The 12,496-nt window shown below is 70.3% G+C and carries 11 protein-coding genes and 2 riboswitches; of the genes, 7 read left to right on the top strand and 4 right to left on the bottom strand.

Features of this window, described 5'->3' with window-relative positions; all coding sequences use genetic code 11:
• Nucleotides 1–47: 47 nt before the first annotated feature.
• From DVK44_RS28060 to DVK44_RS28045, 4 genes are all read left to right on the top strand, one after another.
• A complete protein-coding gene (locus DVK44_RS28060; RefSeq protein ID WP_114663093.1) occupies nt 48–1,034 on the top strand; it encodes a TIM barrel protein in 987 nt (328 codons plus the stop codon).
• Nucleotides 1,035–1,059: 25 nt separating this feature from the next.
• Nucleotides 1,060–2,082, top strand: a complete 1,023-nt coding sequence (locus tag DVK44_RS28055; protein WP_114663091.1) for a Gfo/Idh/MocA family protein — start codon at nt 1,060–1,062, stop codon at nt 2,080–2,082.
• On the top strand, nt 2,079–2,945 hold the full coding sequence (locus tag DVK44_RS28050; protein WP_114663090.1) for a sugar phosphate isomerase/epimerase family protein: 867 nt from the start codon (nt 2,079–2,081) through the stop codon (nt 2,943–2,945). The genes DVK44_RS28055 and DVK44_RS28050 overlap by 4 nt, the downstream gene beginning before the upstream one ends.
• Nucleotides 2,946–3,192: 247 nt before the next feature.
• Nucleotides 3,193–4,890: a cytochrome c biogenesis protein DipZ gene (locus DVK44_RS28045; RefSeq protein WP_114663089.1), complete on the top strand. Its 1,698-nt coding sequence runs from the start codon at nt 3,193–3,195 to the stop codon at nt 4,888–4,890.
• A gap of 78 nt (nt 4,891–4,968) precedes the next feature.
• Here the strand turns inward: DVK44_RS28045 and DVK44_RS28040 are convergent, their stop codons facing one another.
• Together DVK44_RS28040 and DVK44_RS37385 are read right to left on the bottom strand one after the other, a co-directional pair.
• Nucleotides 4,969–5,763, bottom strand: a complete 795-nt coding sequence (locus tag DVK44_RS28040) for a transglycosylase SLT domain-containing protein (RefSeq protein ID WP_114663088.1) — start codon at nt 5,761–5,763, stop codon at nt 4,969–4,971.
• 4 nt (nt 5,764–5,767) lie between these two features.
• Nucleotides 5,768–5,928, bottom strand: a riboswitch (cyclic di-AMP (ydaO/yuaA leader).
• Nucleotides 5,929–6,447: 519 nt separating this feature from the next.
• Nucleotides 6,448–6,825 (bottom strand): hypothetical protein, encoded by a 378-nt coding sequence (locus tag DVK44_RS37385; RefSeq protein ID WP_228447407.1) that lies wholly within the window; start codon nt 6,823–6,825, stop codon nt 6,448–6,450.
• Nucleotides 6,826–7,163: 338 nt separating this feature from the next.
• Here DVK44_RS37385 and DVK44_RS28030 point away from each other — a divergent pair, with 338 nt between their 5' ends.
• Nucleotides 7,164–7,586: an ArsR/SmtB family transcription factor gene (locus DVK44_RS28030; RefSeq protein WP_114663087.1), complete on the top strand. Its 423-nt coding sequence runs from the start codon at nt 7,164–7,166 to the stop codon at nt 7,584–7,586.
• A 99-nt stretch (nt 7,587–7,685) separates the two neighbouring features.
• Here DVK44_RS28030 and DVK44_RS28025 read toward each other — a convergent pair whose 3' ends face one another.
• Nucleotides 7,686–8,030: an ArsR/SmtB family transcription factor gene (locus DVK44_RS28025; protein WP_114665493.1), complete on the bottom strand. Its 345-nt coding sequence runs from the start codon at nt 8,028–8,030 to the stop codon at nt 7,686–7,688.
• Between the two features lie 177 nt (nt 8,031–8,207).
• Between DVK44_RS28025 and DVK44_RS28020 the strand changes: the two genes are divergently transcribed.
• Nucleotides 8,208–8,579, top strand: a complete 372-nt coding sequence (locus DVK44_RS28020) for a hypothetical protein (protein WP_114663086.1) — start codon at nt 8,208–8,210, stop codon at nt 8,577–8,579.
• A gap of 93 nt (nt 8,580–8,672) precedes the next feature.
• Complete coding sequence (locus DVK44_RS28015) at nt 8,673–10,031, top strand: aminotransferase class I/II-fold pyridoxal phosphate-dependent enzyme (RefSeq protein WP_114663085.1); 1,359 nt, start codon at nt 8,673–8,675, stop codon at nt 10,029–10,031.
• A 95-nt stretch (nt 10,032–10,126) separates the two neighbouring features.
• Here DVK44_RS28015 and DVK44_RS28010 read toward each other — a convergent pair whose 3' ends face one another.
• Nucleotides 10,127–11,665 (bottom strand): MFS transporter, encoded by a 1,539-nt coding sequence (locus tag DVK44_RS28010; RefSeq protein ID WP_114663084.1) that lies wholly within the window; start codon nt 11,663–11,665, stop codon nt 10,127–10,129.
• Between the two features lie 497 nt (nt 11,666–12,162).
• Nucleotides 12,163–12,387: riboswitch (cobalamin riboswitch) on the top strand.
• Nucleotides 12,388–12,496 lie beyond the last annotated feature (109 nt).

Here is a 12,496-nt window from a genome sequence, read left to right as displayed (position 1 = left end):
CGTCCCCCGCTTCACCCTCCTCCGCCCAGAGAGCCGCAGCCATGACAATGACGTCATCCTCTTCTCCTCGGACCACCGCGGGCAATCTCTGCCTCGGTTCCGCCCCCGACTCGTGGGGCGTCTGGTTCGCCGAGGACGAGCACCAGGTCCCGTACACCCGCTTCCTCGACGAACTGGTCCAGGCCGGTTACGAGTGGCTGGAGCTGGGCCCGTACGGATATCTGCCCACCGAGCCCGAGCGCCTCGCCGAGGAGCTGTCCGCCCGCGGCCTCAAGGTCTCCGGCGGCACCGTCTTCGGCGCGCTGCACCGGCCCGAGGCATGGGACGAGATGCTCGCCGAGGTGCTGCCGGTCGCGCGGCTCACCGCCGCGGCCGGAGCGCACCATCTCGTCTTCATCCCGCCGATGTACCGGGACGAGAAGACCGGCGCGTTCACCGAGAGCCCGGAGCTGACCGCGCCGCAGTGGGCCGGCTTCGGCCGGGCCGCCGACCGGCTGGGCAAGCTGCTGCTGGAGGAGTACGACGTACGCCTCGTGCTGCACCCGCACGCCGACACCCATATCCAGACCCAGCCCGAGATCGAGCGCTTCCTCAACGAGTCGGACCCGCGCTACGCGAACCTCTGCCTGGACACCGGCCATGTGGCGTACGGCGGCGGCGACAACCTCGATCTGATCCGGCGCTTCGGCGAGCGCGTCGGCTATGTGCACATCAAGCAGATGGACCCGGCCGTGCTGGCCCAGGTGACCGAGGAGAAGCTCTCCTTCGGCGAGGCCGTCAAGCGCGGGGTCTGTGTGGAGCCGCCCGCCGGGGTGCCCGACCCGGCCGGGGTGATCGAGGCGCTCGCCGGGCTGGACGCCGAGCTGTTCGTGATCGTCGAGCAGGACCTCTACCCGTGCGCGCCCGAGGTGCCGCTGCCGATCGCCGTACGGACGCGCCAGGTCCTGGGCGAGAGCGGCCTCACCGGGACCCGGCGCCCCCGCTCCGGCGGCCCGGCCCTCCCTTCCGGCAATCCGGCCCTCTCCTCCAACTGAGCCTCTCCGAAAGGGAGATCCCCTCATGACTGTCCGCATTGGAGTCATCGGCACCGGCATGATCGGCCAGGAGCACATCCGCCGGCTGACCCATGTGATCACCGGTACCCGGGTCACCGCGGTGTTCGACATCGACACGGCCCGCGCCGAGGAGGTCGCCGCCTCGGTCGGCGCCCGCGCGCTGCCCAGCGGCGGCGAGGTCGTCGACGCGGCCGATGTCGACGCCGTCGTCATCACCTCCTGGGGCCCCACCCACGCCGAGCACGTCCTCGCCGCCGTCGCCGCCGGCAAGCCGGTCTTCTGCGAGAAGCCGCTGGCCACGACGGCCGAGGACTGCCTCAAGATCATCGAGGCGGAGACCGCCCATGGCACCCGGCTGGTGCAGGTCGGTTTCATGCGCCGCTACGACGCCGGCTACCGGGAGATGAAGCGGGTCATCGAGTCGGGTGCGATCGGCGCGCCGCTGATCGTGCACTGCGCCCACCGCAACGCGAGCGTTCCCGACTCCTACACCTCCGAGATGGCCTGCCAGGACACGGCCGTCCACGAGATCGATGTGCTGCGCTGGCTGCTCGACGACGAGATCCGCTCCGTACAGGTGCTGCGTCCGCGCCGGACCCGTAACGCGCGGGAGCATCTCCAGGATCCGCAGATCATGCTCTTCGAGACCGCCGAGGGCGTCCGGATCGATCTGGAGGTCTTCGTCAACTGCCGCTACGGATACGACATCCAGTGCGAGACCGTCGGCGAGGAGGGCCTCGTCCGGCTGCCCGACCCGGCGGCGGTGTCGGTGCGCGGCGCGGGCCGGAACTCCACCGCGGTCCTCCAGGACTGGCAGGGCCGCTTCGAGAACGCCTTCGACACCGAGTTCCGCGAGTGGGCGGCCTCCGTAGCGGCCGGTACGGAGCCCACCGGGCCCTCGTCCTGGGACGGCTACGCCGCGACCGTCATCACGGACGCGCTCGTCACATCGCTGCACTCCGGCGAGACGGTACGGATCGACGCGCTGGCCACCCGGCCCGCCTTCTACGGAGGAGCCGGCCGATGAAGATCGCCATTGACCCGTACATGCTGCGCGCCCTGCCCATCCGGGAGATGGTGCGGACGGTCGCCGACCTGGGTTACGAGTACATCGAGCTGTCCCCGCGCGACGACTTCATGCCCTTCTTCCTGCATCCGCGCGCCGACGACGAGCGGGTGGCCGAGCTGAAGTCGGCGCTGGACGAGACGGGGGTGCGGCTGGCGAGTGTGCTGCCGCTCTACAAGTGGTCCAGCCCGGACGAGACCGAGCGGCAGGCCGCCGTCCGCTACTGGAAGCGGATGATCGAGATCACCGCGCAGCTCGGCTGTCCGCTGATGAACTCGGAGTTCAACGGGCGTCCGGAGGCCGCGGCGGCGAGCGAGGCCGCGTTCTGGCGGTCGCTGGAGGAACTGCTGCCGGCGTTCGAGCGGGAGGGCATCGCGCTCAATCTGGAGGCCCACCCGGACGACTTCTGCGAGGAGAACGACCCGGCGGTCGATCTCGTCCGCGCCATCAACAAGCCGTATGTGAACTACCTCTACTGCGCGCCGCACAGCTTCCATCTCTCCGGGTCGGACCCGGGCGCGGACATCGGGAAGATGCTGCGGTACGCGGGCGACAAGCTCCAGCACCTGCATATCGCGGACACCTTCAACCACAAGGGCTCCTCCGGGCTGCGCTACATCCTCAACCCGCCCGGCACCGCCGCCCGGATCCATCAGCACCTGGACATCGGCCAGGGCGAGGTGGACTGGAACACCTTCTTCTCCACCCTGCGCGACATGAACTTCGACGGGGTGGCGACGGTGTGTGTCTTCGCCTGGGAGGAGCGGGCGAGGGAGTCGTCGGCGTTCATGCTGGACCGGGTGACGAAGGAGCTGGCCCGGTAGGCGGCGGACGGCGGGCGGGGGGCGCTGCCCTGTCTCAGCGGGCGTTGCGGACGACGGCGTCCTCCCGCGCGCCGTACGTGATCATTTCCGACCCATCGCACACCTCGCGTCTGCGGGCATTTTCAATGCTCTTCCTCGCTCATGCCAGCCTGTTGGCGTGATCCGGCTCCAATCCGCGAGGCCGGCCTCTCCGAATGGTGGGGTGAGGGGGCCGGGCAGCCGGCCTTCCGGACGGAAGGCACGGTCCATGTTCACCTTGATCCTGATCGGACTGCTGGGCGGGCTGATCACCGCGGTCTCGCCCTGCATCCTGCCGGTCCTGCCGGTCGTGTTCCTCGCGGGCGGACCGGGCACCGGCAGGCCCGCGGCGGGTACGGCCCGGAACCTGCGCCCCTACGCGGTGGTGGCGGGCCTCGTCATCAGCTTCAGCTTCTTCACCCTGCTCGGGGTGACCCTGATCTCCGCCCTCGGGCTGCCCCAGGACATCCTGCGCTACGCCGGACTCACGCTGCTCGTGCTGATCGGGCTCGGCCTGATCTTCCCCCGTGTCGAAAGCCTGCTGGAGAAGCCGTTCGCCCGGATCCCCCAGCGCCAGGTCAACAAGGAAGGCAGCGCGCTGGTCCTCGGGCTCGGCCTCGGGCTGCTGTACGTCCCCTGCGCGGGGCCGGTGCTCGCGGCCATCACGGTGGCCGGTGCCCGGGGCGAGATCAACTCCGACATCGTGGCGCTCACCGTGTCGTTCGCCGTCGGCACCGCGGTCCCGCTGCTGGTCTTCGCACTGGCCGGCCGGCGGGTCGCCGAACGCGTGGCCGCCTTCCGTACCAGGGCCCGGGGGCTACGGATCGCCGCCGGGGCCCTGATGATCGCCCTCGCCTGCGCGCTCGCCTTCAACGTGACCGACGCCATCCAGCGCGCGCTGCCCGATTACACGTCCGCCGCGCAGCGCACGATCGAGGACAGCGACACGGCCCGCCAGCAGCTCTCGGGGCTGTACGACAACTCCAACAAGGAGCTGTCCCGCTGCGAGGACGGGGTGAACGAGCTGCGCTCGTGCGGCAGGGCGCCCGCCATCGACGGCATCGCGAAGTGGCTCAACACTCCCGGCGGGAAGCCGGTCGATCTGGCCTCGCTGCGCGGAAAGGTGGTCCTGATCGACTTCTGGACCTACTCCTGCATCAACTGCCAGCGCTCCCTGCCGCATGTGGAGGCGTGGGAGCGGACCTACCGGGACGCCGGACTCCAGGTGATCGGGGTGCACTCACCCGAGTTCGCCTTCGAGAAGAACGCGGGCAACGTCGCCGACCAGGCGAGGAAGCTCGGTGTGGACTACCCCGTCGCGCTCGACAACAAGCTGTCCACCTGGAACAACTACCGCAACCGCTTCTGGCCCGCCAAGTACCTCGTCGACGCCGAAGGCACGGTGCGCCACTTCGCGTTCGGCGAGGGCAAGTACGGGCAGACGGAGGACCTCATCAGGGAGCTGCTCCGGCAGGCCGACCCCACCGTCCGGCTGCCCGCGAAGACCGACGGAGCCGACAACAGGCTGACCCGCGACCGGACCCCGGAGACGTATCTCAGCAATCTCCGCGTCCGCGGCTACGTGGGCGATCCCCTGGTGGACGACAAGCCGGCGGTCTACCGCTTCCCGGCCGCCGTTCCCGCCGACGGCATCGCCCTGGACGGCACCTGGACCGCCGGGTACGAACACTTCACGGCCGGTCCGGACGCCGCGCTCGCGCTGAACTACCACGCCAGGAACGTCAATGTCGTCCTCGCGGGCAGCGGGCCGGTCGAGGTCCTCGTCGACGGCCGTACGGTCAAGACCCTGCGCGTGGACGGCACCCCGACCCTCTACTCCCTCGTCGACGGGGACACGGCGCAGCGGGCCCGGCTGGAGATCCGGCCCGCCGAGGGCATCGAGGCGTACTCGTTCACCTTCGGGTAGACGCGGACGCGGACGGCCCGAGGGCGGACGGGGTGCTTCCCGTCCGCCCTCGGGCGGCGACTGTTTCTGGGCCGGCCGTCAGTAGGGGCCGTTGACGTTGTCGATCGAGCCGTACCGGGCGGCGGCGTAGTTGCACGCGGCGGTGATGTTGGCGACCGGGTCGTAGCTGTTCAGGGACGTGCCGGGCACGTGGTACGCCTTGAACGTGGGGTCGATGACCTGGAGGAGGCCCTTCGACGGGATGCCGTTCTGGGCGTTGATGTCCCAGAGGTTGATGGCCAGCGGGTTGCCCGAGGACTCCCGCATGATGTTGCGGTGGATGCCGTTGTAGCTGCCCGGGATCCCGTGCGCGGCCATGATGTCCAGGGACTCCCGGATCCAGCCGTCCAGGTTGTTGCTGTACGTCTTGACGGCGGCCGGAGCGGCGGTGACGGTCTTGGCGGCCGTCTTCGTCGCGGTCTTCGTGGCCGTCTTCGGCGCGGTCTTGACCGTGCCCTTGGCCGCCGTGCCGAGCTTCAGGGTGAGGCCGGGGCGGATGTGGGACGGGTTGGCGCCGATGGCCCGGCGGTTGTCCGCGTACAGCTTCTTCCAGCCGCCGCTGACGGAGTGCGCCTTCGCGATCTTGGAAAGCGAGTCACCCAGGACCACGGAGTACGTGGTGGGGACGGACTTCACCGCGGCGTCGGGGGCCTGCGGCACCGAGGCCGCCGGGGCGGTGACGGGCGCGGCCTGGGCGGTGGTGGCGGCGAGCAGCGGCAGGGCCAGTACGGCACCCCCCGCGCTGACGGCGACGGCGCCGCGGGCCAGCGGGTTCGTTCTCGGGCGGCGGTGCTTCGCCTTGTGCTTCGCCCTGGCGACAGCCTTTGCGAACATGACGCGTTCCTCTCCATCGCCTGCGAGGTGAGCTGTCGGGTTCGGGCAGGAGATGCCCGGTCACGCGGCGTACACGAGACTTCACCCCAAGCCGGTCCGCGGTGCGGTCCGGCGGCTTACCTGGGTCCCCCGCTCCTGCCGTACATGAGTGGGTTGGTGGGATTCCGGGCAGCGGCAGGATTCGGCGTTCCACCCGGAGTGACGTGAACTTAAGCGAGAAGAGCGGAACCGAACAAGTCCGGAATCCGATTCCTTCCCCCACCGCGATTGCGGCCCGGAAAGATCGAATTCCCTAATTCCCGCCAGGCGTAAGAAATACGCGGCGCCATGGCCACCACACCCACCCCGCGACCGTGACACACGTCACCCCGGTAGGCCGAGCATAAAGGACAAGATGCCCAATTATTACCCATACAACCCGGGTGACGAGGTCCCCAACCGGCGGATCGGAGCGCCTGACCCCGCATCAAAAACGCACCGGACGCGCAATTCACGGAAGAATTCACCAACACCCCTTCCGGTCGCGTGCGGTTACGGCCGGGCATCGCGCCGGAATACCCGGCGATCGCGTCCCGATGAATCGTCAAGCAACCGGACGCGCACGGCCATCCGGCCTTGCCGGGGAAACGCGAACGGGAGCGGGGCCGACCCGCGGCCCCGCTCCCGTACCTTCGAATACCGCGACTAGACGAGCGCGGGCTCCGGCTCCAGCTCGGGCTCCGACTCGGGCTTCGCCTCCGCCTTGGACGCCGCCTTGGCCTTCGCCGGGGTCACGGCGGCGGCCTCCGGGGAGTCCGCGGTCTCCTCGGCGGCGCCGTCGCCCTCGATGAGGTCGAGGTGTCCGCGGATCGTCTCCAGCGGCAGTCCGAGTTCGTCGGAGGCGTTCTGCTCGCCCCCGAAGACGTCGACCGCCTCCGCCACGGCCTCGGCCAGCTCCACCTTGGCCTTCCGCAGCTTGGCCTCGGCCTTGTCGATCGTGTCGACGACGGCCAGCTGGCGCCGCTGCTTCTCCTGGAGCTTCTGCTTGCGGGACGGGCTCTTCTCGGGGGTTTGCGAAGTCATGGCCAAGATCATAAACCGACCGTCGGCCAGGCCCGAAATCCCCAACCGGCGGCCGGGAAAAGGCCGTTCCCCGGTCGGACGGAAGAGCGGACGGGAGCACGGACAGGAGCGCGGACAGGGGTACGGGCGGCGGCGCGGGCGACAGGGCGGGGCGGCCGGAACCTGGCACCATGATCCCGTACCGCCCGCCCCGGACCGGCACGTATGGCAATGTTGTGGCTTCGTAGAGCCACCGAATGAGCGGGATACGGCAAGGATGACCCCATGGCAGTGAGTCTTGGGTGGAAGCGACGCCGCCCCCCGGTGTCCGAGCGCCGGCGCGGTGCGGAGGCGGTCCGGTGAGCGCGCCGCTCTACCAGCTGAAGGCGGAGTTCTTCAAGACGCTCGGACATCCGGTACGGATCCGGGTGCTGGAGCTGCTGAGCGAGCGCGAGCGCTCGGTCGCCGAGATGCTGCCCGAGGTGGGCGTCGAGCCCGCCCATCTGTCGCAGCAGCTGGCCGTGCTGCGCCGGGCGAATCTGGTGGTCACCCGCCGCGAGGGCTCCGTCGTCCACTACTCGCTGGCCAGCCCCCGGGTCGCGGAGCTGCTGAGGGTCGCGCGCACGATCCTGTCCGGGGTGCTGGCCGGCCAGGCCGAACTGCTGGCGGACCTGCGGGCCACGGATGCCACAGGGACCACCGGGGCCGCGGAGGCCCCGGAGGCCACCACCCCGGAGGCAACCGCCCCGGACACCACGCCCCGCCGTCGCGGTCCCGCGTAGCAGCCGGACGTACGGGCTTCAGCGGATACGCCGTCCCCCGTACGCCGTACGCGCTGAAGGCCGTACGCGTACGTACGCGGCCGCCCGGCGGCGGTCCGCCTACGGCGCCGCGCCGACCCCCGTGTCATGCAGCTCGGCCAGCAGATCCTGCCGGCCCGCCAGCATGACGGTCAGGATCCGCCGCGCCGCCCGCATCAGCTCCGCCACATCCCCGCCGGCCAGCTCGTACACCACCGTCGCGCCCTCCCGGGTCGCGGTCACGATGCCCGACCTGCGCAGCACCGCCAGCTGCTGCGAGAGGCTCGACGGCTCGATCTCGATGGCCGCGAGCAGCTCCCGTACGGGCATGGGACCGTCCTGAAGCAGCTCCAGCACCCGGATCCGGACCGGGTGGCCGAGCATCCGGAAGAACTCCGCCTTCGCCTGGTACAGCGGCACCGGCATCGCGTTCACCTCTCGCCCACCCCACCCGAATCGCTTACGCGCATCCCTTGGTGCACCCTAAAGGACCCGGACGGCTTGAAGAAGTCTTCAATTCGGCAGATCAGTATGTTGTCATCCTCTAAGGTGATCGGGCAGACAACGAGGCAGACAACAAGCGAGACAAGAGGGTGGGAGTCCATGGCAAGCACGGACGTGGCACTGAAGGACGCGATGATGATCGAGGGCGCGGTCGGCACCGCTCTCGTCGACTACACCAGCGGGATGGCCCTGGGCGTGCTCGGCGGCGGAAGGGACCTGGACCTCGGTGTCGCCGCCGCCGGAAACACCGATGTCGTACGCGCCAAGGTCCGCGCGCTGGAGACGCTCGGCATAGAGGACACCATCGAGGACATCCTCATCACCCTCCGCACGCAGTACCACGTACTGCGCCCGCTGTCCGGGCCGACCACCAAGGGGCTCTTCCTCTATCTGGTCCTGGACCGGAAGCGCGCGAACCTGGCCATGGCCCGCCACCAGCTGAAGCGCATCGAGAACGACATCGAGATCTGACCGGCCGCTCGGGATATCCGCGCCGGAGCGCCCCGCCGGTTTGTATTCTCGGCGGGTGCCACCATCGGCGCGGCATCCGCGAGAGGAACGACCATGACCACCGAGCTGAGCCCCGACGCCCCGAGCGAGACGGCGGACCACCCGGACCCGGCGGACGACAACACCGCCACCGCCCTGCCGCGGCTCCTCGACCGGGCCCGTCAGGAGTACCGGGACCTCGCCGCGCGCGGACTCGCGCTGGACCTGACCCGCGGCAAGCCGGCCCCGGCGCAGCTCGATCTCTCCGGGGAGCTGCTCAGCCTGCCGGGCGCGCGCCACACCGCCGCCGACGGCACGGACGTACGCAACTACGGTGGCCTGCAAGGGCTGCCCGAGCTGCGGGAGATCTTCGCCGAGGTGCTCCAGGTACCGGCCGGACAGCTCCTCGCGGCCGGGAACTCCAGCCTTGAGCTGATGCACGACAGCCTGGTGCACGCCCTGCTGAGCGTGCTCCCGGGCGCCGAGTCCCGCTGGGTGGACCAGGAGCGGATCGCGTTCCTCTGTCCGGTGCCCGGATACGACCGGCACTTCGCGCTCTGCGAGCGGTTCGGGATCGACATGATCCCCGTGCCGATGACCGACGAGGGCCCGGACATGGACGCCGTGGAGCGGCTCGTCGCGGCGGACCCGGCGGTCAAGGGCATCTGGTGCGTGCCGAAGTACAGCAACCCGGACGGTGTCAGCTACAGCGACGCGACGGTGGCGCGGCTGGCCGCGATGAGCACGGCCGCGCCGGACTTCCGGATCTTCTGGGACAACGCGTACGCCGCCCACGACCTCACGGACGAGCCGGTCGGCATCGCCGATCTGCTCGCCGCCTGCGCCACGGCCGGGAACCCGGACCGGGCGTTCGTGTTCGGCTCGACCTCGAAGATCACCGCGGCGGGCTCGGGCGTCGCCTTCTTCGGCTCGTCGCCCGCGAACGTACGGTGGCTGCTCGCCAACAACGCCAAGCGGTCGATCGGCCCCGACAAGGTCAACCAGCTGCGGCACGCGCTGTTCCTGCGGGACGCCGACGGGGTACGGACCCACATGGCGCGCCAACGCGCTGTGCTGCGGCCCAAGTTCGACGCGGTGGCGCGGCTCCTGGAGGCCGGTCTCGGCGGCACCGGGCTCGCGACCTGGACCGCGCCGAAGGGCGGGTACTTCGTCACCCTCCAGCTGACGGACGGCGGCGCCAAGGAGGTCGTACGCCGGGCCGCCGAGGCGGGCATCGTTCTGACCCCGGCCGGCGCCACGCACCCGTACGGCGACGACCCGCGCGACGCGGTGATCCGTATCGCGCCCAGCTACCCGGGGCTCGCGGAGCTGGAGCGGGCGATCGAGGGGCTCACGGTCTGCGTCCGGCTGGTGGGGTACGAGCGGCGGGCCGCCGCCGCGGAGGGTGTGTCCCCCGCGGCGACGACGAGCTGACAGTCGGGTGACGGGCCTTCCGACGGCGACCTGGTGACGTACCGCCTTCCGGCTGCGGCGGGCTGACGGACCGGCCCGCCGCCGCGCGGGCCCCGTCAGCCCATGTGCACCGGCGCCGCGTCCTCGCCGGACTCCTGCCGCCCGGCGTTGACGGCGAAGGCGGTGACGGCCAGACCGGCAAGGAACATGCAGGCCGCGGCGGCGAACGCCACGGTGTAGCCGTGGGTCACCGCCTCGCCCGCCCGCGCCACGAGGGCGAAGTCCTGGGAAGCCAGGCCCCGGTAGAGGGCGGAGGCCGCCTCGGGCAGCTTGTCGTTCGCCGCCGTGGTGGAGAGCGTCGACAGGACGGCGAGCCCGAGCGCGCCGCCGATCTGCTGCGCGGTGTTCAGCAGCGCCGAGGCGATCCCGGTGTCCTCGTGCGCGACCCCGCTCACGGCGCCGAGCGTCATCGGCACGAAGCCCATGCCCAGACCGAGCGCGGTGACGAACATGGCGGGCATCAGATGCCCCGCGTACGACGAGCCCGGCTCCAGCGTGGCGAACCAGAGCATGCCCGCGGCGGCCACCACCAGGCCCGGCCCGGCGATCAGCCGGGGGGCGTACCGCGCCACGAGCTTGGAGCTGATGCCGGCCGCGGCGGCCATCCCGAAGCTGAAGGGCAGATACGCGAAGCCGGTCCTGACCGGGCTGTAGCCGAGGATCAGCTGCATGTAGAGCGTCAGGAAGTAGAACGTGGCGAACATGCCCGAGCCGATGAACAGCATCGTCGCGTAGCTGCCCCACCGGTTGCGGTCCCTGAACAGGCGCAGCGGCATCATCGGGTGCGCGGTGCGGGCCTGGAGGACGAGGAAGGCGGTCAGCAGCGCGAGGGCGGCGGTGAAGGAGACGAGGGTCAGGCCGTTGGTCCAGCCGTGCTCGCCGCCGCGGGTGATGCCGTACACGAGTGAGATCAGACCGCCGGTGCCGGTGATGGCGCCGGGCACGTCGAGCCGGCCGGAGTCGCGCTCGGCCTCGACGAGGTAGCGGGTGCCGGCGAGGACGGCCAGGCCGATCGGGATGTTGACGAAGAAGACCCAGCGCCAGTCGAGTACGTCGGTGAGCACCCCGCCCATCAGCAGCCCGACCGTGGCGCCGACCCCGCCCATGGCCGCGTAGACGCCCATCGCCGTGTTGCGCGCCTTGCCGACCGGGAAGGTCGTGGTGATCAGCGCCAGGGCGCTGGGGGCGGCGAGCGCCGCGCCGACGCCCTGGAGGATCCGGGCGCCGATCAGCAGCTCCTCGTTCGGCGCCAGCCCGCCCAGCAGTGAGGCGAGGGTGAAGACCGCGATCCCCGCCCGGAACACGCGCCGCCGTCCGTACAGGTCACCGGCCCGCCCGCCGAGCAGCAGCAGCCCGCCGAACGCCAGCGCGTACGAGTTGACGATCCAGGCCAGATTCGCGTCCGACACGCCGAGGTCGGTCTGCATGCTGGGCAGGGCGATATTGGTGATGGTGGCGTCGAGGACCACCATCAGCTGGGCCGCGGCGATCACGAACAGGGCCAGCCCGAGATGCCGCCCGCCGGACGGGGCCCCGGCGGCCCCTGACGTGCCCGGCGGTGCGGCGGAAGCGGCGGTCGTGGAGTGCGCAGACATGGAAAGAAGCTCCAAGGAATGGGGACGGAAACATTCTCCCGGAACTGGAAACGGACTCGGCGAGTCAATTCCCGCTCCGGGAAAAAGGGAAGAGTGCACCACTCCCGGTGTCTCCGGTGGAGTGGGGTGCGCGTGATGCAATCCGAGGGAAGGATGGCCGATACGGCATACAACTTGCGCTCGGGACGAATACGAACCCTAACACCCTGTGGCCTGCGGTTACGGCCCCTCCGGAGGATCTCGTAATGTGATGGTTCTCGCGCTTGACGGAACACCCGAAGGTGTGGGCACAGAAAAGGGCGGGAGCATCCGTGGAACTCATTTGCGCTTTTCCGAAAAGTGTGGGCACACGCCGGAGTACCAGAATTGCGGAGAATCCCGGGAGAGGGGAGGAGGGGAGAGTGGAGAGGGGACGAAAAAGCGGGCGCCGCGCCTCCCGTGTCCCACGTCACGTCCCGGAATGCGGGCGGTGGCGGCCGGCGCCCCGGCCACGCTCTACCCTGTCGGGTGCAGCTGGTTCGCCCTGTCCGCCAGGCAGACGCGTCGTAAGAGGGAACCCGGTGGAAATCCGGGACTGCCCCGCAGCGGTGAGTGGGAACGACCGCCGTCATCAAGCACTGGATCCGGTCAGGATCCGGGAAGCGACGGCCAGTAGGAATCTGGAATCTGCCTCGGCAGAACTGCCCGCGAGTCCGAAGACCTGCCCGTTGCCCGTACGCGACCGATCGCGTACGGATTTCCCGGTGACCTCGTGGGCGGGTCGGCGTGCATACCAGGCGGACGAGCGCGCCCCGGCGGGCGCGGCACCGGTCCGTCCGGTCCGTCACCCCT

This window comes from Streptomyces paludis, from assembly GCF_003344965.1.
Lineage (GTDB): Bacteria > Actinomycetota > Actinomycetes > Streptomycetales > Streptomycetaceae > Streptomyces > Streptomyces paludis.
The sequence above is the reverse complement of the archived record's forward strand: the minus strand, read 5'-3'. Positions and strand labels throughout refer to the sequence as shown.